Raw genomic sequence first — 21053 nt, forward strand, 5'->3', positions numbered from 1 at the left:
GGCTGTAGGCCTGATAAGCGCTAGCGCCATCAGGCATAACATTGCCGGATGGCGGCGTAAACGCCTTATCCGGCCTACACCCAACCAACCTTAAGCGATGGTACGTTGGATCTCGATAATCTCGAACACTTCAATCATATCGCCAACGCGAACGTCGTTGTAGTTCTTCACGCCGATACCACATTCCATGCCGTTACGGACTTCGTTAACGTCATCTTTGAAGCGGCGCAGGGATTCCAGCTCGCCTTCATAGATAACCACGTTGTCACGCAGAACGCGGATTGGGTTATGACGTTTAATCGTACCTTCGGTAACCATACAGCCCGCGATCGCGCCGAATTTCGGCGATTTGAACACATCGCGCACTTCAGCCAGACCGATGATCTGCTGTTTCAGTTCCGGAGACAGCATGCCGCTCATCGCCGCTTTCACTTCGTCGATCAGGTTATAGATGACGGAGTAGTAACGCAGATCCAGGCTCTCAGATTCGATCACTTTACGCGCAGAGGCATCCGCACGAACGTTGAAGCCCACCAGAATGGCGTTGGACGCCGCAGCCAGGGTCGCGTCGGTTTCGGTGATACCACCTACGCCAGAACCGATGATCTTCACTTTCACTTCGTCGGTAGACAGTTTCAGCAAAGAGTCGGAAATCGCTTCCACAGAACCCTGTACGTCAGCCTTCAGCACGATGTTCACTTCGTGAACTTCGCCTTCGGTCATGTTGGCGAACATGTTCTCGAGTTTAGATTTCTGCTGACGAGCCAGTTTAACTTCACGGAATTTACCCTGACGATACAGAGCCACTTCACGCGCTTTCTTCTCGTCGCGAACTACGGTCACTTCGTCACCGGCAGCCGGAACGCCGGACAGGCCGAGGATTTCCACCGGAATGGACGGACCCGCTTCCAGCACTTCCTGACCCAGTTCGTTACGCATCGCACGCACGCGGCCGTATTCGAAGCCACACAGCACGATATCGCCCTTATGCAGCGTACCTTCGCGTACCAGAACGGTAGCCACCGGACCACGACCTTTATCCAGGAAGGATTCGATCACCGCACCGCTCGCCATACCTTTACGAACGGCTTTCAGTTCCAGAACTTCGGCCTGCAGCAGGATAGCGTCAAGCAGTTCGTCAATACCGGTACCTGCTTTCGCAGACACGTGAACGAACTGGCTCTCGCCGCCCCACTCTTCCGGCAGAATGCCGTACTGGGACAGTTCGTTCTTAACGCGATCCGGATCGGCTTCCGGCTTATCGATTTTGTTCACCGCAACCACGACCGGCACACCTGCCGCTTTCGCGTGCTGGATAGCTTCGATAGTCTGCGGCATCACGCCGTCGTCTGCCGCTACCACCAGAACCACGATATCCGTTGCCTGGGCGCCGCGAGCACGCATAGAAGTAAATGCGGCGTGGCCCGGGGTGTCCAGGAAGGTGATCATCCCGTTGTCAGTTTCAACGTGGTAAGCACCGATGTGCTGGGTAATGCCGCCCGCTTCGCCTGAGGCTACTTTCGTGGAACGAATGTAGTCCAGCAGAGAGGTTTTACCGTGGTCAACGTGGCCCATGATGGTCACAACCGGTGCGCGCGGTTCAGCCGCAGCGCCGGTATCACGGTCGCTCATTACCGCTTCTTCCAGTTCGTTTTCACGACGCAGGATAACTTTGTGGCCCATCTCTTCGGCAACCAGCTGTGCGGTTTCTTGGTCGATGACCTGGTTGATAGTGGCCATGGCGCCCAGCTTCATCATCGCTTTGATGACCTGAGAACCTTTCACCGCCATCTTGTTCGCCAGTTCGCCAACGGTGATGGTTTCACCGATCACCACGTCACGGTTAACGGCCTGAGCGGGCTTCTGGAAGCCTTGCTGTAAAGAAGACCCTTTACGCTTGCCGCCTTTACCGCCGCGAACCGCAGCACGCGCTTCTTCGCGATCGGCTTTGGATTCGGCATGTTTGCCTTTTTTCGCCGGACGCGCCGCTTTTGCATTACGGCCACGACCACGACCGCCTTCAACTTCACGATCGTTTTCGTCTTCGGCCTGGCGAGCGTGCTGAGAAGTGGTGACATGATAGTCACTGGTGTCTTCTACTGGCTCAGGCGTTGCGGTCCATTTGTTTTCTTCCGCCATGCGGCGAGCTTCTTCTGCTACACGACGCGCTTCTTCTTCGAGTTTGCGACGTGCTTCTTCTTCCGCTTTACGCTTCAGCTCTGCAGCTTCATTCTCACGGCGGGCTTTTTCGGCCTGGGCGGTTTTGGTCATATCGTCAGTCTGTTGATTGCTCACTTTGTCTTTTTCCGCAGCTTCACGTTTCGCTTTTTCAGCGGCTTCACGCTTAGCTTGTTCTGCGGCCTCGCGTTCAGCTTTTTGTTGCGCCTCGCGTTTGGCCTGTTCTTCTGCCTCACGACGGGCTTGCTCTTCCGCTTCACGCTGCGCCTGCTCTTCCGCGGCCAGGCGTTCAGCCTCTTGCGGATCGCGTTTCACAAAGGTGCGCTTCTTGCGGACTTCGATTTGTACCGATTTACTTTTTCCACCGGTACCTGGAATATTCAGGGTACTGCGCGTCTTACGCTGCAGCGTCAGTTTATCGGGACCAGAAACCGCTTCGCGGTTCAGGTGCGCCAGTAAAGTCTGTTTTTCTTGTGCGGACACAGAGTCGTCAGCAGATTTCCGGATACCTGCATCAGCAAACTGCTGTACCAGGCGATCCACGGAAACCTGTCTCTCTGCGGCCAGCGCTTTTAGGGTTACATCTGTCATGCTGTTCCTTCCTGCTACAGTTTATTACGCTTCGTCGCCGAACCAGCAAATATTACGGGCAGCCATAATCAGCTCACCGGCTTTTTCGTCGGTCAACCCTTCGATATCAGCCAGATCATCAATGCCCTGGTCGGCGAGATCTTCCAGCGTACAAACACCACGAGCCGCCAGTTTGAAAGCCATATCGCGATCTAATCCTTCCAGATTCAGCAGATCGTCAGCCGGTTTGTTATCACCGAGGCTTGCTTCCTGGTCCTGCGCCAGAGTGGCCAGTGCGTTTTTAGCACGCTCGCGCAGTGCTTCAACGGTCGGCTCATCAAGGCCGTCAATTTCCAGCAGTTCTTTCATTGGCACATAGGCCAGTTCTTCGAGCGTGGAGAAACCTTCTTCTACCAGAACGGTCGCGAACTCTTCATCAATATCAAGATATTTAGTAAAGATCTCGATAGCGGCATGTGCTTCAGCCTGATGTTTAGCCTGCAAGTCATCAACGGTCATTACGTTGAGTTCCCAGCCGCTCAATTGCGAAGCCAGGCGGACGTTCTGACCATTACGTCCGATCGCCTGCGCCAGATTACCGGCTTCAACGGCGATATCCATGGTATGTTTATCTTCGTCCACCACGATAGACGCGACGTCTGCCGGCGCCATCGCATTAATGACGAACTGCGCCGGGTTATCATCCCACAGCACGATATCGATACGCTCACCGCCCAGTTCGGTAGAGACCGCCTGAACGCGCGCGCCGCGCATCCCCACGCAAGCGCCGACCGGATCGATACGTTTATCGTTGGTTTTCACTGCGATTTTCGCACGAGAACCCGGATCGCGAGCCGCCGCTTTAATTTCAATCACTTCTTCGCCGATTTCCGGCACTTCGATGCGGAACAGTTCGATCAGCATTTCCGGCTTGGAACGGGTGACGAACAGCTGCGCGCCACGCGCTTCCGGGCGAACAGCATACAGCACGCCGCGAATACGGTCGCCAGGACGGAAGTTTTCGCGCGGCAGCATATCTTCACGCAGAATCACCGCTTCAGCGTTACCGGCCATCCCTTCAGATTTAATTTCCAGAGAGATATTGTCGCGGTTTACTTTCTTCACCACGCCAGTGACGATTTCGCCTTCCTGGTCGCGGAACTGATCGACAACCATCGCCCGTTCGGCTTCACGCACTTTCTGCACGATAACCTGTTTCGCAGTCTGCGTGGTGATACGGTCAAAGGTGACAGATTCAATCTGATCTTCAACATAGTCGCCGACATTCAGACTTTCGTCTTCAAAGCGCGCCGCTTCCAGCGTAATTTCCTTCGTCGGCATGGTCACTTCTTCAACGATCAACCAACGGCGGAAAGTATCAAAATCACCGCTTTTACGATCGATTTCTACACGAACATCGATCTCCTGCTCATATTTTTTCTTTGTTGCTGTCGCCAGCGCACTTTCCAGCGCTTCAAAAATTTTTTCGCGTGGCAGCGCTTTTTCGTTGGAGACGGCTTCAACAACAGCCAAAATTTCTTTGTTCATCGCGGGCTTTTCACCTCATCCAGACTGTTAAAAGTGGGGAACCAGGTTCGCCTTCTGGATATTACTCAGCGCGAACACTTCATCTTTGCCTTCGACTGTGACGGTAATCATTTTACCGTCCACCGCTTTGATAATGCCCTGCCACTTGCGACGGTTCTGTACCGCCATGCGAAGAACCAGCGCGACTTCTTCACCCTGGAAACGCGCATAGTGATCGGCAGTGAACATAGGACGGTCGAGACCCGGTGACGAGACTTCAAGGTTGTAAGCCACGGAGATAGGATCTTCAACGTCCAGCACCGCGCTTACCTGGTGGCTCACATCAGCACAATCATCAACATTGATGCCATCTTCACTATCAATATAGATGCGCAGTGTGGATGTGCGACCGCGAATAAATTCGATGCCGACCAGCTCGTAGCCTAAGGCTTCAACTGGCGCTGTAATCATCTCTGTTAATTTTTGCTCTAATGTGGACAAGCCCACCCCCAAGACATAAAAAAAGGGCCTAAAGCCCAGTTATTCTGTAGTCAGATAACAAAAAACCCCGATAAATCGGGGCTTTAGATAACTGAACCCTATAACCGCAACGGCGGTCTGGTGTACCTTCCGAAAGAATTTTTTTCAAATCCAGCTACGAAGGACATAATCTTCACAGTATATTTGAAAAAGAACTCTAAGGGAAAGTGGTTGCGGGGGCCGGATTTGAACCGACGACCTTCGGGTTATGAGCCCGACGAGCTACCAGGCTGCTCCACCCCGCGCCTGAAACGTGGCAAATTCTACTCGTTTTGGGTAAAAAATGCAAATACTGCTGGGATTTGGTACCGAGGACGGGACGTAAAATCTGCGCACAGTATAGTGACCAGGCATGAGTTATGTCAACCCTATTCCCAATATGCAGATGAATGAATATCACTCTTCGTTATACTCATCCCACCTCTCCGGCTTATACACGCATTTCACAACGTTATTTCAGTAAACCTTCACTAAATGCTTCCTGTCTCTGCTAAAAGATGATTAAATGAAAACTCATTTATTTTGCATAAAAATGCACTAAAGCAGAAACCGATCTCATTATCAGTCAATCAAGCAGGGTTCTATTCTATGACGACGATTCTTAAGCATCTTCCAGCAGGTCAACGTATTGGTATCGCTTTTTCCGGCGGTCTGGACACCAGCGCCGCACTGCTGTGGATGCGACAAAAAGGAGCTGTCCCATATGCCTATACTGCGAATCTGGGACAACCGGATGAGGATGACTATGACGCCATTCCTCGTCGCGCAATGGAGTATGGCGCAGAGAATGCTCGCCTGATTGATTGCCGCAAGCAGTTGGTTGCAGAAGGGATCGCAGCGATTCAGTGCGGCGCTTTCCACAACACAACCGGCGGACTGACCTATTTCAATACCACGCCGCTGGGCCGTGCCGTGACCGGCACGATGCTGGTCGCCGCGATGAAAGAAGACGGCGTGAATATCTGGGGCGACGGCAGCACCTATAAAGGCAACGATATTGAACGTTTCTATCGTTACGGCCTGCTGACGAATGCTGAATTACAGATTTACAAACCGTGGCTGGATACCGACTTTATCGATGAGCTGGGTGGTCGCCATGAGATGTCTGAATTTATGATTGCCTGCGGTTTCGACTATAAGATGTCAGTCGAAAAAGCCTACTCCACCGACTCCAACATGCTCGGCGCCACGCATGAAGCGAAAGATCTGGAGTTTCTTAACTCCAGCGTCAAGATCGTCAACCCGATTATGGGCGTGAAGTTCTGGGACGAGAGCGTGAAGATCCCGGCAGAAGAGGTGACCGTCCGTTTTGAACAAGGACATCCGGTAGCGCTGAATGGCAAAACCTTTAGCGATGATGTTGAGATGATGCTGGAAGCAAACCGCATCGGCGGCCGTCACGGCCTGGGTATGAGCGACCAAATTGAAAACCGCATCATTGAAGCAAAAAGCCGCGGTATTTATGAAGCCCCCGGAATGGCACTGCTGCACATCGCTTACGAGCGTCTGTTGACCGGTATTCACAACGAAGACACCATTGAGCAATATCACTCTCATGGTCGTCAGTTGGGCAAACTGCTGTATCAGGGCCGCTGGTTCGACTCGCAGGCGCTGATGCTGCGTGACGGCCTGCAACGTTGGGTCGCCAGCCAGATTACCGGTGAAGTGACGTTGGAGCTGCGTCGCGGCAACGATTACTCCATCCTGAACACCGTGTCCGACAACCTGACCTATAAGGCTGAGCGTCTGACCATGGAGAAAGGCGAGTCCGTGTTCTCACCGGACGATCGTATCGGTCAATTGACCATGCGTAATCTGGACATTACCGATACCCGCGAGAAACTGTTCGGCTACGCGAAAGCGGGTCTGTTAACCGCCTCTTCCGCGACCGGTCTGCCGCAAGTTGAGAATCTGGAAAACAAAGTCAAATAAGCCCGCGTCGTTGATGCAACAGGCCGCGAAAGCGGCCTTTTTTATTGCCAGCTTAGGCTCACATAATTTTTAAGTAAAACTAAATTGAAATTTACTAAAATAAAATCAATAATAAATTCACTTAATTAACGGTTTTATTTACTAAAAAGGTAGAAAAATGAACAGTGAACACTTTGTACGCCTAGCCTTAGATATCCTTAAATGCAGCCAAAAAGAACTTGCTGGAAAGCTAGGGGTTTCCTCCACTCAAATTAGCAAGTGGAAAAAAGGTGAACATATGTCTGATGATATGGAAAAGAAATTCAGAAAAATCACCAACATAGGTGAGTATTCTCCACTGCTTGTTGAGTGGGCAGGCTCCGTCAGTAATGCAGAAAAATGGGATCGTCTGATGCATTTTATTGCTGATAGAGTACATGACAGAGCAGAAACCGGCTACGTCACAACACCTCTACTCGACGAAGAAGGGTTCTTATGTGAAGAAACGATTGATACATTGGAAAAAATGGGGTTATCCGCTCCAAAATCGTTCCCTGTTGAATTAGATATCAACTATGAGAATACAGATGATGAAGAAACTGAAGATCTATGGGACTCCATCAGCAATAACCCTCACAGTTCAATTATTGAAAAAATCTATAACTCGCTGAATGATGTCTATGGCTTTTATGCTGCTTATGTTGATGAATTAATACAAGATGAAGGGTTGGATATCTATTCAACTGATGCCATCAATATTATGTATTCTTTGATGTCGCTTGCAGCTTGCAAAATTGAGATTGATTCAGCAACAGCACCGAATTTTCGACAATTCCGTTATGAAGTTGAGAAGGATTATGAAAACTGGTTAAGCCAACTCAAACTTCTGGCATTCCGTGCAGGAATTCCATTACGAGCAGAGCTCCTCCAGATGGTTTACGATAGTGCAGATGATCTGAGTGTTGCAGCTGAGGCTGAAAGCTTAGATTTAAATAAATCACGAATCCACCCAGATATCTACATGAATGAGATACTGACTGGTATGCGAATCATTCACCAAGTTCTCCCTGTAATTATGGAAAAACTTGAAATTACAGATTTCGAGTTGGATGAAAGCGCCTTACACATAGGAAGATAACTGAGGCGGCCCTAAGTTAGTAAAGGGCCTCCGTTTTCAACAGACGAAAAAAAAAGACGCTTTTCAGCGTCTTTTTTCTGGAATATTGGTACCGAGGACGGGACTTGAACCCGTAAGCCCTATTGGGCACTACCACCTCAAGGTAGCGTGTCTACCAATTCCACCACCTCGGCACGGATACTGCTATTAGCGCGGGATATCGCTGGTCGGCTGGGCCGGTGCAGCAGGTTGAGTCTGCTCGGTCTTCGCCGGCGCGCTCAGATTTTCCCACTCGCTTCCTTTATTGGTTTTATTGCTATTGATATTACCCAACACCAGACTGATGATGAAGAACAGCGTCGCCAATACCGCCGTCATTCGGGTCATGAAGTTACCAGAACCACTTGAACCAAATAGCGTAGCGGAAGCGCCTGCTCCGAAGGAGGCTCCCATATCAGCGCCTTTACCTTGCTGCAGCATGATCAGACCTACAAGGCCAATTGCCACAATAAGGAAAACAACTAAAAGAGCTTCGTACATAATCAACCTGTTCCTTGCGGAGTTGCCGCGTACCAATGCTTCTACCAATAAAGCGGGATTTTTACTGTTTCCCACTGAAGCGGGTGTGAATACTAACCAAAGCGAATGACCTTCGCAAGGGCAATTTAAGCGCATTGTATCAACTGCGGAAAAAAACAGCAAAAGCGTTGTTTTTTGCGGGCCGTAAGGCGGCAACCGCCGCCTTTTTAGTCACTTAAACGCTTAAACGGCTTTTACCGCATCCGCGATACGATGGGCGAATGCCGTAACCTGCGCTTCATCCTCGCCTTCCACCATCACGCGAATCAGCGGTTCGGTACCGGATTTACGTAGCAGTACCCGCCCACGATTGCCGAGCGTGGCTTCTACGTCCGCCGTTACCGTTTTCACCGCTTCATTTTCCAGCGGATCGCCGCTACCGGCGGTGTAACGCACGTTAACCAGAATCTGCGGGAACATTTTCATACCGCTGCACAGATCGTGCAGACTCATATGATTACGCACCATCGCCGCCAGAACTTGTAGCCCCGCTACAATACCGTCGCCAGTGGTCGTTTTATCCAGCAGAATAACGTGACCAGAGTTTTCCGCGCCGATGCGCCAGCCTTTTTCCTGCAATTTTTCCAGCACGTAGCGGTCGCCCACTTTCGCCCGGGCAAACGGAATGCCAAGCTGCTTGAGCGCCAGCTCCAGCCCCATATTGCTCATCAGCGTCCCCACCGCGCCGCCGCGCAGTTGCCCCTGGCGCAGCCCTTCGCGCGCGATGATATACATAATCTGATCGCCATCGACTTTATTGCCTTCATGGTCAACCATGATGACCCGGTCGCCGTCGCCGTCAAGCGCAATGCCGAGGTCCGCCTTCTCCGCCAACACGCGCGCCTGCAACGCGCGCACGTCGGTCGCGCCCACTTCTTCGTTAATGTTGACGCCGTTTGGCTCACAGCCGATGGCGATAACGGTCGCGCCCAGCTCGCGCAGCACATTCGGCGCGATATGGTAGGTAGCGCCGTTGGCGCAATCCACAACCACTTTCAGGCCGTTGAGGCTCAGTTCGTTCGGGAAGGTGCCTTTACAGAACTCAATATAGCGTCCGGCGGCGTCGACGATGCGGCTGGCTTTACCCAGCTCGGCGGAGTCTACGCAGGTGATCTCTTTTTCCATTTCGGCTTCGATGGCTTCTTCCACATCGTCAGGCAGTTTCGTACCGTCGATAGAGAAGAATTTAATGCCGTTATCATAGAACGGGTTATGCGAAGCCGAGATAACGATACCCGCCTCCGCGCGGAAAGTCCGCGTCAGATAGGCGACGGCTGGCGTTGGCATAGGTCCGGTAAACGAGGCCGACAGCCCCGCAGCGGCAAGGCCCGCCTCCAGCGCGGACTCCAGCATATAGCCGGAAATACGCGTATCTTTACCGATAATGATTTTACGCGAGCCATGACGCGCCAGCACTTTTCCGGCAGCCCAACCCAGTTTAAGCACGAAATCAGGTGTAATGGGGGCATTGCCTACACGTCCGCGAATCCCATCGGTACCGAAATATTTACGATTACTCATAGCGTTTGTTTCCCTTTGCAGACAGAGTGGCTTCTACCACCCGCATCGCCTCTACGGTTTCTTTGACGTCATGGACGCGAATGATCTGCGCGCCCTGCATCGCGGCAATTACCGCGCACGCAAGGCTGCCGTTCAGACGGTCTGATGGTCCCACGTTAAGTAACTGACCAACCATCGTTTTACGTGACATGCCCACCAGCAGCGGCAGGTTAAAATGATGAAACTCACCCAGTCGCGCCAGTAAGGTATAATTGTGAGAGAGATTTTTACCGAAACCGAATCCGGGGTCGAGCAACAATTTCTCTTTTGCGATGCCGGCCTTCTCACAACGTGCTATTTGCTCAATAAAGTAGCGATTCACCTCGGCAAAGACATCGTCATATTTCGGCGCCTCCTGCATGGTTTTGGGGTTGCCCTGCATGTGCATAAGACTGACCGGCAAGCCGGTTTCCGCTGCCGCTTCCAACGCGCCGGGTTCGGAGAGCGAACGGACATCATTGATAATATGCGCGCCCGCCCTTGCCGCTTCACGGATCACCTCGGGTTTAGAGGTATCCACAGAAATCCACACTTCAAAGCGTTGCGCGATTGCTTCCAGTACCGGAATAACGCGATCCAGCTCTTCTTCCACGCTCACTTCCGCCGCGCCTGGTCGCGTTGATTCCCCCCCCACATCAATAATTGTCGCCCCGGCATTCACCATTAAATTCGCATGTTTCACCGCCTCAATCAGCGTGTTATGCGCGCCGCCGTCGGAGAACGAATCCGGCGTTACGTTCAGGATCCCCATAACATGCGGATGAGTGAGATCGAGCGTGGCGCCCTGAGCGAAGAGTTTCATGGTCAAAATCCCTGTTTTATTTGTGGTGAGTTAAAAAAAGAAAAACCCCGGGGCAATCCCCAGGGTTTCGGTGAGCGCTAAACATAATGTTGTACAACAAACGCTTATTTGTCGCCCAGCTGCTCTGACATCGTGTTGCCCGGGTTCGGCGTGCGTGGTTCATCAACCGGACGCGGCGCCTGAGGCGTACCATTGCTGTCAGAGTTATTGGTGCCGTTTGGATCTTCCCAGCCCGCAGGCGGACGCACTTCACGACGCGCCATCAGGTCATCAATCTGCGGCGCATCGATGGTTTCATATTTCATCAGCGCATCTTTCATCGCGTGCAGAATATCCATATTGTCAGTCAGGATCTGACGAGCGCGATTGTAGTTACGTTCAATCAGCGCTTTCACTTCCTGGTCGATGATACGCGCAGTTTCATCAGACATATGTTTCGCTTTTGCGACGCTACGGCCGAGGAACACTTCGCCCTCTTCTTCCGCATACAGCAACGGACCGAGTTTCTCCGAGAAGCCCCACTGGGTGACCATGTTACGCGCCAGGTTAGTCGCGACTTTAATGTCGTTCGACGCCCCGGTAGAAACATGCTCAACGCCGTAGATGATCTCTTCCGCCAGACGACCGCCGTACAGCGTGCTGATTTGGCTTTCCAGCTTCTGACGGCTGGCGCTGATCGCGTCGCCTTCAGGCAGGAAGAAGGTCACGCCCAGCGCACGACCGCGCGGGATAATCGTCACTTTGTGCACCGGATCGTGTTCCGGCACCAGGCGACCGATAATCGCGTGGCCCGCTTCGTGGTACGCGGTCGACTCTTTCTGCGCTTCCGTCATCACCATGGAGCGACGTTCGGCGCCCATCATGATTTTGTCTTTCGCTTTCTCGAACTCAACCATCGACACTACGCGTTTGTTGCCGCGTGCGGCAAACAGCGCCGCTTCGTTGACCAGGTTCGCCAGGTCCGCACCGGAGAAGCCTGGCGTACCGCGCGCAATGATCGCCGCATCAATATCCGTCGCTAACGGTACGCGACGCATATGCACCTTCAGAATCTGCTCACGACCGCGAACATCCGGCAGGCCTACCACCACCTGACGGTCGAAACGACCAGGACGCAGCAGCGCCGGGTCAAGGACGTCCGGACGGTTAGTTGCGGCGATAACGATGATACCTTCGTTACCTTCGAAGCCGTCCATCTCAACCAGCATCTGGTTCAACGTCTGCTCACGTTCATCGTGACCGCCGCCAAGACCTGCGCCACGCTGGCGGCCTACGGCGTCGATTTCATCGATGAAGATAATGCACGGCGCCGCTTTTTTGGCCTGTTCGAACATGTCACGCACACGAGACGCGCCGACACCGACGAACATTTCCACAAAGTCAGAACCGGAAATCGTAAAGAATGGCACCTTCGCTTCACCCGCAATGGCTTTTGCCAGCAGGGTTTTACCGGTACCCGGCGGGCCGACCATCAGGACGCCTTTCGGAATTTTACCGCCCAGCTTCTGGAAACGGCTCGGTTCACGCAGGTATTCAACCAGTTCCGCCACTTCTTCTTTCGCTTCGTCACAGCCCGCGACGTCAGCAAACGTGGTTTTGATCTGATCTTCCGTCAGCATACGCGCCTTGCTCTTACCGAACGACATGGCGCCTTTGCCACCGCCGCCCTGCATCTGACGCATGAAGAAGATCCAGACGCCGATCAGCAACAGCATCGGGAACCAGGAAATGAAGATAGAAGCCAGCAGGCTTGGCTCTTCAGGTGGTTCGCCAACAACCTTGACGTTTTTAGTCAGCAGGTTATCAAGCAGCTTCGGATCATTAATCGGAATGTAAGTCGTGTAACGGTTACTATCTTTCTTGGTAACGTTGATCTCACGTCCGTTGATACGCGCTTCGCGAACCTGGTCCTGATTGACCTCTTGCAGGAAGGTAGAGTAATCCACCTTACGGCCATTAGACTCGCTGGGCCCAAAGCTCTGGAATACTGACATCAGCACAACGGCAATGACCAGCCAGAGTATTAGGTTTTTCGCCATGTCACTCAAGGGATTAACCTCTTATTACAACTGTGTTAAAAACAGCGTCAGGATACTCTATATCCAGTTTCTTTCAAACCTTACGTCTGAAATCTGCCGGTTATCACTTTCGCCCGGTCGCTACAATGTACACTTCACGCGAACGCGCACGCGAAGAGTCCGGCTTACGAACTTTAACCTTCGTAAACAGGGAGCGAATTTCCCTTAGATACTCATCGAAACCTTCGCCCTGGAACACCTTCACTACAAAACTTCCGCCTAGCGCCAGCACATCGCGGCACATCTCTAACGCCAGCTCCACCAGATACATGGCGCGGGGGATATCCACCGCCGGTGTTCCGCTCATGTTTGGTGCCATATCCGACATGACAACTTGTACTTTACTGTCACCCACGCGTTCCAGTAACGCTTTCATGACGAGTTCATCACGAAAATCGCCCTGAAGAAAGTCCACACCAACGATAGGATCCATAGGTAAAAGATCACAAGCGATGATGCGGCCTTTGCCGCCAATCTGCGTGACCACATACTGTGACCAGCCTCCTGGCGCAGCGCCGAGATCGACTACCGTCATTCCCGGCTTAAAAAGTTTGTCACTTTGCTGTATTTCATCAAGTTTAAACCAGGCACGGGAGCGTAGCCCCTTTTTCTGCGCCTGTTGAACATATTTATCGCTAAAGTGTTCCTGAAGCCAGCGGCTTGAGCTGGCAGAACGCTTTTTACCTGTCATTTAACATTCCCATCGGGACAGTTCATCGTAGCCTTTTGGCGTAAATTTCTACACGCCTATTTGGCGATATAAGGGAGATGGCGGTAGAATGACCCGTTTTCAATCCCAACGTAAGCAAAAATATACGATGAATCTGAGTACTAAACAAAAACAGCACCTAAAAGGTCTGGCACATCCGCTCAAGCCTGTTGTTATGCTTGGCAATAATGGTTTGACCGAAGGGGTACTGGCCGAGATTGAACAAGCGTTAGAGCACCATGAACTTATCAAGGTGAAAATCGCCTCGGAAGATCGCGAAACAAAAACCTTGATCGTGGACGCTATCGTGCGCGAAACCGGCGCCTGTAACGTACAGGTCATCGGTAAAACGCTGGTGCTGTATCGCCCAACTAAAGAGCGTAAAATCTCGCTGCCGCGTTAAGGATATCCTAAAGTCGAACACAAAATCTGTGTAAAACGAGGGGTTTTCCACGAGCAGGAGAGCAAAATGCCACGCTCTCTCCGTTGATAAAAGGCCGCTATGCGGCCTTTTTCCTTTCTTTACAATACACCAACAATTTGCGTATTGAGTACTGCTTAAAGGTATTCCACTTTAAGCACTTCGTATTCCACATAGCCGCCAGGCGTTTTGATCACCACGACGTCATCCTGCTCTTTGCCGATCAGGCCGCGAGCGATTGGCGAGTTTACCGAAATGAGATTTTGCTTAAAATCCGCCTCATCATCGCCAACAATACGATAGGTCTGCTCTTCGTCGGTGTCCAGGTTCAGCACCGTGACGGTAGCGCCGAAAATCACGCGACCATTGTTCGGCATTTTAGTGACATCAATCACCTGCGCATTCGACAGTTTTGCTTCGATATCTTTAATGCGCCCTTCGCAGAAACCCTGCTGTTCGCGTGCAGCATGATACTCCGCGTTTTCTTTTAAATCGCCATGTTCGCGCGCTTCGGCGATAGCGGCGATGATTTCAGGACGGCGCACAGATTTCAGAAAATCCAGCTCTTCACGCAGTTTTTCGGCTCCGCGTAAGGTCATCGGAATAGCTTGCATTTGTTATACCTCTTGAACATTCCTGTAGGGGGCAATGAACTCTACCCCGGCTGCTAAGCCAGCCCCGGCATATGCCATACCAGGGTCAGAAGCAAAAAAACACCAACCCGGGCGCGCAGTCCCAGGTCAGCTACAATTTCCTCTTTGATAACCATTTTACCCTGGAGTTCCCTATGGGTCATCGTTTACTTTTTAGGGCGTTGCGCCGTAGTATGACGGCTTGTTTCCAGGGTGTTAGCGCGAGATTATGCGATTTTCCAGATTTATCATCGGATTGACCACCAGTATAGCGTTCAGCGTTCAGGCCGCGAATATTGACGAATACATCAAACAGCTTCCGGCCGGCGCCAACCTCGCGCTGATGGTGCAAAAGATTGGCGCGCCCGCGCCGGCTATTGATTATCATAGTCAGCAGATGGCGCTTCCCGCCAGTACCCAAAAGGTGATTACCGCGCTGGCGGCGCTGATTCAACTCGGCCCGGATTTCCGTTTTACGACCACGCTGGAGACTAAAGGCAACGTCGATAACGGCATCCTGAAAGGTGACGTAATTGCGCGATTCGGTGGCGATCCAACGCTAAGACGTCAGGATATTCGCAATATGGTCGCGACGCTGAAAAAGTCCGGCGTCACGCAAATCGACGGCAATGTGCTTATCGACACGTCGATTTTCGCCAGCCACGATAAAGCGCCAGGCTGGCCGTGGAACGACCTGACGCAGTGTTTCAGCGCGCCTCCCGCCGCCGCCATTGTTGACCGCAACTGTTTTTCTGTGTCGCTTTATAGCGCGCAAAAACCAAACGATTTAGCCTTTATTCGCGTGGCCTCTTATTATCCGGTAACGATGTTCAGCCAGGTACGGACTCTGCCGCGCGGTTCGGCAGACGCGCAGTATTGCGAGCTGGATGTTGTGCCTGGCGATTTGAACCGTTATACGCTTACCGGCTGTTTACCACAGCGCGCCGACCCGCTGCCGCTGGCCTTTGCTATTCAGGACGGCGCCAGCTACGCGGGCGCGATCCTCAAGCAGGAACTGAAAGAGGCCGGGATAACTTACCGCGGCACACTGCTGCGCCAGACGCAGGTTAACGAGCCCGGAACGATCGTCGCCAGTAAACAGTCGGCGCCACTGCACGATCTGCTTAAGATTATGCTGAAAAAGTCAGACAACATGATCGCCGATACTGTTTTTCGGATGATTGGTCATGTCAGGTTTAACGTGCCTGGCACCTGGCGGGCGGGATCGGATGCCGTTCGCCAGATCCTGCGCCAACAGGCGGGAATTGATATCGGCAATACCATTATTGCCGACGGTTCCGGTCTTTCTCGCCATAACCTGATCGCTCCCGCCACGATGATGCAGGTGCTGCAATATATCGCCCAACACGATAACGAGCTGAACTTTATCTCTATGCTGCCGCTGGCGGGCTATGATGGTTCATTGCAATACCGCGCCGGACTGCATCAGGCGGGCGTAGACGGTAAGGTTTCGGCGAAAACTGGGTCACTGCAGGGCGTGTATAATCTGGCGGGCTTTATTACCACCGCAAGCGGGCAACGGATGGCATTTGTACAGTATTTGTCGGGCTACGCGGTTCCACCTGCCGATCAGCGTAATCGGCGTATTCCGCTGGTACGCTTCGAGAGTCGGTTGTACAAGGATATTTATCAGAATAACTGAGTGCATTATTGCCGGATGGCGGCGCTAACGCGTCTTATCCGGCCTACAACGAACATAATAAAACGGGCCGCAAATGCGGCCCGTTGGCTTTTGTAGGCCGGATAAGCGTTAGCGCCATCCGGCTACGAGATTAACGTTTGTAGATGAACTCGACGCCTTCTTCGTCGTCTTCATCCCAGTCGTCATCCCAGTCATCGTCTGCGTCTTCTTCCACTTCAGCCAACTGCTGGCGATGATAATCGTCCCACATGAACTCGACTTTTTCCGGCTGTTTTGCTTCTTCAGCCTGCGCGATCGGATTCTCGATGATAAAGGTCATCACATCCCAGCAGAGATCTTTCACTCCTAGCTGACTGGCGGCGGAAATCAGATAGTATTTCCCTTCCCAGCCCAACGCTTCGGCGATCGCTTTCGCTTTCTCTTCCGCTTCGGTTTTATCCATCAGATCGATCTTGTTGAACACTAACCAGCGCGGTTTAGCCGCCAGATCCTGGCTGTATTTTTCCAGTTCGCCAATAATGATACGGGCGTTTTCCACCGGATCGGAACCGTCGATCGGATCGATATCAATGAGGTGCAGCAGTACGCGGCAACGTTCGAGGTGCTTCAGGAAGCGAATCCCCAAGCCCGCGCCTTCCGCCGCGCCTTCGATCAACCCCGGAATGTCAGCCACCACAAAACTCTTTTCGCTGTCCATTCGTACCACGCCCAGGCTCGGCACCAGCGTGGTAAACGGATAGTCCGCGACTTTCGGTTTTGCTGCCGATACCGCACGAATGAACGTTGATTTACCGGCGTTTGGCATCCCCAGCATCCCGACATCCGCCAGCAGCATCAGTTCCAGCAGCAGGTCGCGCTTATCGCCCGGCGTACCATTGGTTTTCTGGCGCGGCGTACGGTTAACCGAGGATTTAAAACGGGTATTGCCTAGCCCATGCCAGCCGCCCTTCGCGACCAACAGACGCTGACCGTGTTTGGTCATGTCGCCCATCGTTTCACCGGTTCCCTGGTCGATAACGCGCGTACCGACCGGCACTTTGATGGTCACGTCTTTACCGCGTTTACCGGTACAGTCGCGGCTCGCGCCATTCTGACCACGTTCAGCGCGGAACGATTTTTCAAAGCGGTAATCGATCAGCGTATTCAGGTTTTCATCGGCTTCCATCCAGACGTCGCCGCCGTCGCCGCCATCACCGCCGTCCGGGCCGCCTTTCGGGATATATTTTTCGCGGCGGAAGCTCACACAGCCATTACCGCCATCGCCTGCAACGACCAGAATCGATGCTTCATCAACAAACTTCATTTTATTCTCCGTAAATCATTCGCCTGAGCGGGGTTGCGAAACCACCGTTTCATGCTTGCGTAAACCGCCCCAAATACGATGACCAATGGCGGAATACATCGCGCCCGCAACCACGACAAACGCACCGAGATAACCTAAAAGGTTTAACATCGGTCTGGCGAAGAAATCGGGCCAGGCCATAGATAAAAGATCTGAAAACAGCAGGGTAAATAGCGGTGTAAGCGTGATTATCGCGCTCACCTGCGCCGCCTGCCAACGCGCCATCGCTTCCGCCAGGGCGCCATATCCTACCAGCGTATTTAGCCCGCAGAAAATCAAACAGGCGAGCTGCCAGTCGCTCAGTTGCGCTATCACCATCGGTTTTGCCAGCGGCAAGAGCGCTATCGTACATAAAGTGTACAGTAAAAACAGGATCTGCTGCGAGGCCAGACGTCGCAATAATACTTTTTGCGCCACGCCATAGCTCACCCACACCATCGCCGCGCCTACGCCAAAAATAACGCCCCAGGTGTAGTCGGTCAGTCGGGTAAAAATCTCGATCAGACTGGTGTTAAAAAACATCACCAGCCCGCTCAATAACATCAGCGCGCCAATCACCTGCGTACCGCGCATCTTTTCTTTCAGAATAAAGACGCTGGCGACCATCATGCCAACCGGCGAGAGCTGACCGATAACCTGCGACGCGGTTGGGCTCAAATATTGCAGGGAAGAACTGAACAAAATGAAATTACCGAACAGTCCGCAGGTCGCTATCGCCAATAACACCAACCAGCGCGGCTTACGAAAAATACGCAGCGGCGGCAGCTTTCTTTTTACTGCCAGTATCGCCCCGAGGCCAATACTGGCCATTAAGAAGCGGTAGAAGACAATGGTTGAAGGCTCCATCACCTCCAGCACTTGCTTCATTGCTATTGGCAACGCTCCCCAGCACATCGCGGTAGTGAGCGCTAAAAGAATGCCAATGCCTGCCTGCTGCTTCATGCCGTGTTCCCTGCAAAGACCCGTTAACGGCATTCACACAGCCACACGGGTATATTTTAGTCGGCCATCGAATGTAAAAAGCCCCGCAACAGGTGCGGGGCTTTCATCCGTTACCGGACCACAAAAAACTTACTCAGCAACGATGCTGATGTATTTACGGTTTTTCGGGCCTTTAACTTCGAATTTCACTTTACCGTCTGCTTTAGCAAACAGAGTGTGGTCACGACCGCAACCAACGTTGGTGCCAGCGTGGAATTTAGTACCACGTTGACGAACGATGATGCTGCCTGCCAGAACTGCTTCACCGCCAAAGCGTTTTACGCCCAGACGTTTAGCTTCAGAATCGCGACCGTTACGAGTCGAGCCGCCAGCCTTTTTATGTGCCATTTAATCTGCTCCCCTAATCTTAAGCGCTGATGCCGGTAATTTTCACATCAGTGAACCACTGACGATGGCCCTGCTGCTTACGGTAGTGTTTACGGCGACGAAACTTAACGATTTTAACTTTCTCGCCACGACCGTGGGCAACAACTTCAGCTTTGATTACGCCGCCATCAACGAAAGGAACGCCGATTTTGACTTCTTCACCGTTTGCGACCATCAGAACTTCAGCGAACTCGATAGTTTCGCCAGTTGCGATGTCCAGCTTTTCCAGGCGAACGGTCTGACCTTCGCTTACTCGGTGTTGTTTACCACCACTTTGGAAAACCGCGTACATAAAAAACTCCGCTTCCGCGCACACCTTTCAATGATTCAGAGCGCGCTATAAATATTCACAATAGGGCGCGAATATTACGCAAATTGCACGGCTTTGACAAGTGCTACCATCAATACATGAAGAAAAAAAACACAACGCATACGGTAACGTTTATCTGCAGCGTTTTTTCAGTACAATCAGGGTATATTTCTAACCATAAACCCTACGTTACCTCATTCAGACATGGGATAATCGGGGCGATAAGCCCGGCTTTTGCGATGAATTTAGAAAAAATCAACGAGTTAACCGCGCAAGATATGGCGGGTGTCAATGCGACAATCCTTGAACAGCTTAATTCCGACGTTCAACTGATTAATCAGCTAGGATATTACATTATTAGCGGCGGCGGGAAACGCATTCGTCCGATGATTGCCGTTCTTGCCGCGCGTGCGGTGGGCTATCAGGGTAACGCGCACGTGACTATCGCCGCTCTGATCGAGTTTATCCACACGGCGACGCTGCTGCATGATGATGTGGTGGATGAATCCGATATGCGTCGCGGCAAGGCAACGGCAAATGCCGCCTTCGGTAATGCCGCCAGCGTGCTGGTCGGCGACTTTATCTATACCCGCGCCTTCCAGATGATGACCAGCCTCGGCTCGTTAAAAGTGCTGGAAGTGATGTCGGAAGCGGTCAACGTGATTGCAGAAGGCGAAGTGCTGCAATTGATGAACGTGAATGACCCGGACATTACCGAAGAAAATTACATGCGGGTGATTTACAGTAAAACGGCCCGTCTGTTCGAAGCCGCCGCCCAGTGCTCCGGTATTCTTGCCGGTTGTACGCCTGAGCAAGAGAAAGGGTTGCAGGACTATGGCCGCTACCTTGGTACGGCTTTCCAGCTCATTGACGATCTGCTGGATTACAGCGCCGACGGCGAGCATCTCGGTAAAAATGTGGGTGATGACCTCAATGAGGGCAAACCCACCTTACCGTTGCTTCACGCCATGCGCCACGGTACGCCAGAACAGTCAGCGATGATCCGTACCGCTATTGAACAAGGTAATGGTCGTCATCTTCTGGAACCGGTTCTGGAAGCGATGACCACCTGCGGCTCGCTGGAATGGACGCGTCAGCGAGCGGAAGAAGAAGCCGACAAAGCGATATCCGCGTTGCAGATATTGCCGGATACTCCATGGCGTGAGGCGCTAATCGGTCTCGCACACATCGCGGTGCAGCGCGATCGTTAATGCCGTTCTCTTATCCCGCGCACTGCGCGGGATATCCCATTAAGTTCTAATAAACTCCAGATACCCTATCGCCTGTCTTTCACATACTCACCCAGGACTTCCCCTGGCATATTCTGAATATTGCCGACACTTACATGAACTTTTTAGAACATTCCTTCACGAAGCGTTATAGTATCGAACGTCGTCGGGTTGTTAAAACCGTAAGTGATTAACCTAAGGAGTGATGGATGTATGGAAAGCAAGCTTATTGACTGGCATCCGGCCGATATCATTGCCGGACTACGTAAAAAAGGGACTTCAATGGCCGCTGAGTCACGCCGGAATGGATTGAGTTCATCCACGCTGGCCAATGCATTAACGCGCCCGTGGCCGAAAGGAGAGTTGATTATCGCGAAAGCATTGGGAACGGAACCCTGGGTTATTTGGCCATCGCGTTATCACGATCCGCGCACGCATGAGTTTATCGACAGAACGCGGCTTATGAGAGCGCGTAATAAAAACAAACAGAATGTAGAGTAAGTGCCTGTAAAACAAC

The 21053-nt window shown here is 52.2% G+C and carries 19 protein-coding genes and 2 tRNA genes; 6 read left to right on the top strand and 15 right to left on the bottom strand.

The features are described from left to right. Positions 1-90 precede the first annotated feature (90 nt). The 4 genes from infB to NA624_RS11260 all read right to left on the bottom strand — a co-directional run bounded on the left by infB (position 91) and on the right by NA624_RS11260 (position 5060). Positions 91-2769, bottom strand: a complete 2679-nt coding sequence (gene infB, locus NA624_RS11245) for a translation initiation factor IF-2 (RefSeq protein WP_000133064.1) — start codon at positions 2767-2769, stop codon at positions 91-93. A 24-nt stretch (positions 2770-2793) separates the two neighbouring features. Further along, on the bottom strand, positions 2794-4296 hold the full coding sequence (gene nusA / locus NA624_RS11250) for a transcription termination factor NusA (protein WP_001031038.1): 1503 nt from the start codon (positions 4294-4296) through the stop codon (positions 2794-2796). 27 nt (positions 4297-4323) lie between these two features. Further along, entirely contained in the window at positions 4324-4776 is a 453-nt protein-coding gene (gene rimP, locus NA624_RS11255; RefSeq protein WP_000105462.1) for a ribosome maturation factor RimP, read from the bottom strand. A gap of 207 nt (positions 4777-4983) precedes the next feature. Then, positions 4984-5060, bottom strand: a tRNA-Met gene (locus tag NA624_RS11260). Positions 5061-5403: 343 nt separating this feature from the next. Here NA624_RS11260 and argG point away from each other — a divergent pair. Then, positions 5404-6747, top strand: coding sequence for an argininosuccinate synthase (gene argG, locus NA624_RS11265; protein ID WP_000207647.1), 1344 nt, complete (start codon positions 5404-5406; stop codon positions 6745-6747). A 157-nt stretch (positions 6748-6904) separates the two neighbouring features. Next, positions 6905-7864 (top strand): helix-turn-helix domain-containing protein, encoded by a 960-nt coding sequence (locus NA624_RS11270; RefSeq protein ID WP_001083598.1) that lies wholly within the window; start codon positions 6905-6907, stop codon positions 7862-7864. Between the two features lie 86 nt (positions 7865-7950). On the opposite strand, the gene NA624_RS11275 is transcribed toward NA624_RS11270, so the two are convergent. The 6 genes from NA624_RS11275 to rlmE all read right to left on the bottom strand — a co-directional run bounded on the left by NA624_RS11275 (position 7951) and on the right by rlmE (position 13553). Next, positions 7951-8037: transfer RNA gene (locus NA624_RS11275), tRNA-Leu, on the bottom strand. 13 nt (positions 8038-8050) lie between these two features. Next, on the bottom strand, positions 8051-8383 hold the full coding sequence (secG, locus tag NA624_RS11280; protein WP_000272680.1) for a preprotein translocase subunit SecG: 333 nt from the start codon (positions 8381-8383) through the stop codon (positions 8051-8053). A 222-nt stretch (positions 8384-8605) separates the two neighbouring features. Continuing rightward, positions 8606-9943 carry a phosphoglucosamine mutase gene (gene glmM, locus NA624_RS11285; RefSeq protein WP_000071171.1) on the bottom strand — a complete coding sequence of 446 codons (1338 nt, stop codon included), beginning with the start codon at positions 9941-9943 and terminating at the stop codon, positions 8606-8608. Then, positions 9936-10784, bottom strand: coding sequence for a dihydropteroate synthase (folP, locus tag NA624_RS11290; RefSeq protein WP_000764711.1), 849 nt, complete (start codon positions 10782-10784; stop codon positions 9936-9938). Before folP ends, glmM begins: the two co-directional genes overlap by 8 nt. Before the next feature lie 104 nt (positions 10785-10888). After that, the gene (gene ftsH / locus NA624_RS11295) at positions 10889-12823 is read right to left on the bottom strand and encodes an ATP-dependent zinc metalloprotease FtsH (RefSeq protein ID WP_001107481.1); all 1935 of its coding nucleotides are present in this window, start codon (positions 12821-12823) and stop codon (positions 10889-10891) included. 103 nt (positions 12824-12926) lie between these two features. Then, the gene (gene rlmE / locus NA624_RS11300; RefSeq protein WP_283045639.1) at positions 12927-13553 is read right to left on the bottom strand and encodes a 23S rRNA (uridine(2552)-2'-O)-methyltransferase RlmE; all 627 of its coding nucleotides are present in this window, start codon (positions 13551-13553) and stop codon (positions 12927-12929) included. A gap of 127 nt (positions 13554-13680) precedes the next feature. Between rlmE and yhbY the strand changes: the two genes are divergently transcribed. Next, positions 13681-13974 (top strand): ribosome assembly RNA-binding protein YhbY, encoded by a 294-nt coding sequence (gene yhbY / locus NA624_RS11305; RefSeq protein ID WP_001592995.1) that lies wholly within the window; start codon positions 13681-13683, stop codon positions 13972-13974. Between the two features lie 155 nt (positions 13975-14129). Here yhbY and greA read toward each other — a convergent pair whose 3' ends face one another. Next, entirely contained in the window at positions 14130-14606 is a 477-nt protein-coding gene (gene greA / locus NA624_RS11310) for a transcription elongation factor GreA (RefSeq protein WP_001148009.1), read from the bottom strand. Positions 14607-14853: 247 nt separating this feature from the next. Between greA and dacB the strand changes: the two genes are divergently transcribed. After that, positions 14854-16287, top strand: coding sequence for a serine-type D-Ala-D-Ala carboxypeptidase (gene dacB, locus NA624_RS11315; RefSeq protein WP_001212686.1), 1434 nt, complete (start codon positions 14854-14856; stop codon positions 16285-16287). Between the two features lie 130 nt (positions 16288-16417). Here the strand turns inward: dacB and cgtA are convergent, their stop codons facing one another. The 4 genes from cgtA to rplU all read right to left on the bottom strand — a co-directional run bounded on the left by cgtA (position 16418) and on the right by rplU (position 19289). Continuing rightward, positions 16418-17590, bottom strand: coding sequence for an Obg family GTPase CgtA (gene cgtA, locus NA624_RS11320; RefSeq protein WP_000673556.1), 1173 nt, complete (start codon positions 17588-17590; stop codon positions 16418-16420). A 15-nt stretch (positions 17591-17605) separates the two neighbouring features. After that, complete coding sequence (locus NA624_RS11325) at positions 17606-18571, bottom strand: DMT family transporter (protein WP_000813052.1); 966 nt, start codon at positions 18569-18571, stop codon at positions 17606-17608. Between the two features lie 129 nt (positions 18572-18700). Then, a complete protein-coding gene (gene rpmA, locus NA624_RS11330; RefSeq protein ID WP_000940593.1) occupies positions 18701-18958 on the bottom strand; it encodes a 50S ribosomal protein L27 in 258 nt (85 codons plus the stop codon). A 19-nt stretch (positions 18959-18977) separates the two neighbouring features. Continuing rightward, on the bottom strand, positions 18978-19289 hold the full coding sequence (gene rplU / locus NA624_RS11335) for a 50S ribosomal protein L21 (protein WP_000271398.1): 312 nt from the start codon (positions 19287-19289) through the stop codon (positions 18978-18980). 257 nt (positions 19290-19546) lie between these two features. Here rplU and ispB point away from each other — a divergent pair, with 257 nt between their 5' ends. Together ispB and sfsB are read left to right on the top strand one after the other, a co-directional pair. Then, positions 19547-20518 carry an octaprenyl diphosphate synthase gene (gene ispB / locus NA624_RS11340; RefSeq protein ID WP_001047354.1) on the top strand — a complete coding sequence of 324 codons (972 nt, stop codon included), beginning with the start codon at positions 19547-19549 and terminating at the stop codon, positions 20516-20518. Positions 20519-20749: 231 nt separating this feature from the next. After that, on the top strand, positions 20750-21037 hold the full coding sequence (gene sfsB, locus NA624_RS11345; protein ID WP_000444168.1) for a DNA-binding transcriptional regulator SfsB: 288 nt from the start codon (positions 20750-20752) through the stop codon (positions 21035-21037). Positions 21038-21053: the final 16 nt, after the last annotated feature.

Origin of the sequence: Salmonella sp. NW38 (genome assembly GCF_051807745.1) — a bacterium.
GTDB lineage: Bacteria > Pseudomonadota > Gammaproteobacteria > Enterobacterales > Enterobacteriaceae > Salmonella > Salmonella enterica.

What these genes read in the sequence shown, in the direction of transcription:
- infB (WP_000133064.1), bottom strand. Translation starts at nt 2,769, where the DNA reads ATGACAGATGTAACCCTAAAAGCGCTGGCCGCAGAGAGACAGGTTTCC.
- nusA (WP_001031038.1), bottom strand. Translation starts at nt 4,296, where the DNA reads ATGAACAAAGAAATTTTGGCTGTTGTTGAAGCCGTCTCCAACGAAAAA.
- argG (WP_000207647.1), top strand. Translation starts at nt 5,404, where the DNA reads ATGACGACGATTCTTAAGCATCTTCCAGCAGGTCAACGTATTGGTATC.
- NA624_RS11270 (WP_001083598.1), top strand. Translation starts at nt 6,905, where the DNA reads ATGAACAGTGAACACTTTGTACGCCTAGCCTTAGATATCCTTAAATGC.
- secG (WP_000272680.1), bottom strand. Translation starts at nt 8,383, where the DNA reads ATGTACGAAGCTCTTTTAGTTGTTTTCCTTATTGTGGCAATTGGCCTT.
- glmM (WP_000071171.1), bottom strand. Translation starts at nt 9,943, where the DNA reads ATGAGTAATCGTAAATATTTCGGTACCGATGGGATTCGCGGACGTGTA.
- folP (WP_000764711.1), bottom strand. Translation starts at nt 10,784, where the DNA reads ATGAAACTCTTCGCTCAGGGCGCCACGCTCGATCTCACTCATCCGCAT.
- ftsH (WP_001107481.1), bottom strand. Translation starts at nt 12,823, where the DNA reads ATGGCGAAAAACCTAATACTCTGGCTGGTCATTGCCGTTGTGCTGATG.
- rlmE (WP_283045639.1), bottom strand. Translation starts at nt 13,553, where the DNA reads ATGACAGGTAAAAAGCGTTCTGCCAGCTCAAGCCGCTGGCTTCAGGAA.
- yhbY (WP_001592995.1), top strand. Translation starts at nt 13,681, where the DNA reads ATGAATCTGAGTACTAAACAAAAACAGCACCTAAAAGGTCTGGCACAT.
- greA (WP_001148009.1), bottom strand. Translation starts at nt 14,606, where the DNA reads ATGCAAGCTATTCCGATGACCTTACGCGGAGCCGAAAAACTGCGTGAA.
- dacB (WP_001212686.1), top strand. Translation starts at nt 14,854, where the DNA reads ATGCGATTTTCCAGATTTATCATCGGATTGACCACCAGTATAGCGTTC.
- cgtA (WP_000673556.1), bottom strand. Translation starts at nt 17,590, where the DNA reads ATGAAGTTTGTTGATGAAGCATCGATTCTGGTCGTTGCAGGCGATGGC.
- NA624_RS11325 (WP_000813052.1), bottom strand. Translation starts at nt 18,571, where the DNA reads ATGAAGCAGCAGGCAGGCATTGGCATTCTTTTAGCGCTCACTACCGCG.
- rpmA (WP_000940593.1), bottom strand. Translation starts at nt 18,958, where the DNA reads ATGGCACATAAAAAGGCTGGCGGCTCGACTCGTAACGGTCGCGATTCT.
- rplU (WP_000271398.1), bottom strand. Translation starts at nt 19,289, where the DNA reads ATGTACGCGGTTTTCCAAAGTGGTGGTAAACAACACCGAGTAAGCGAA.
- ispB (WP_001047354.1), top strand. Translation starts at nt 19,547, where the DNA reads ATGAATTTAGAAAAAATCAACGAGTTAACCGCGCAAGATATGGCGGGT.
- sfsB (WP_000444168.1), top strand. Translation starts at nt 20,750, where the DNA reads ATGGAAAGCAAGCTTATTGACTGGCATCCGGCCGATATCATTGCCGGA.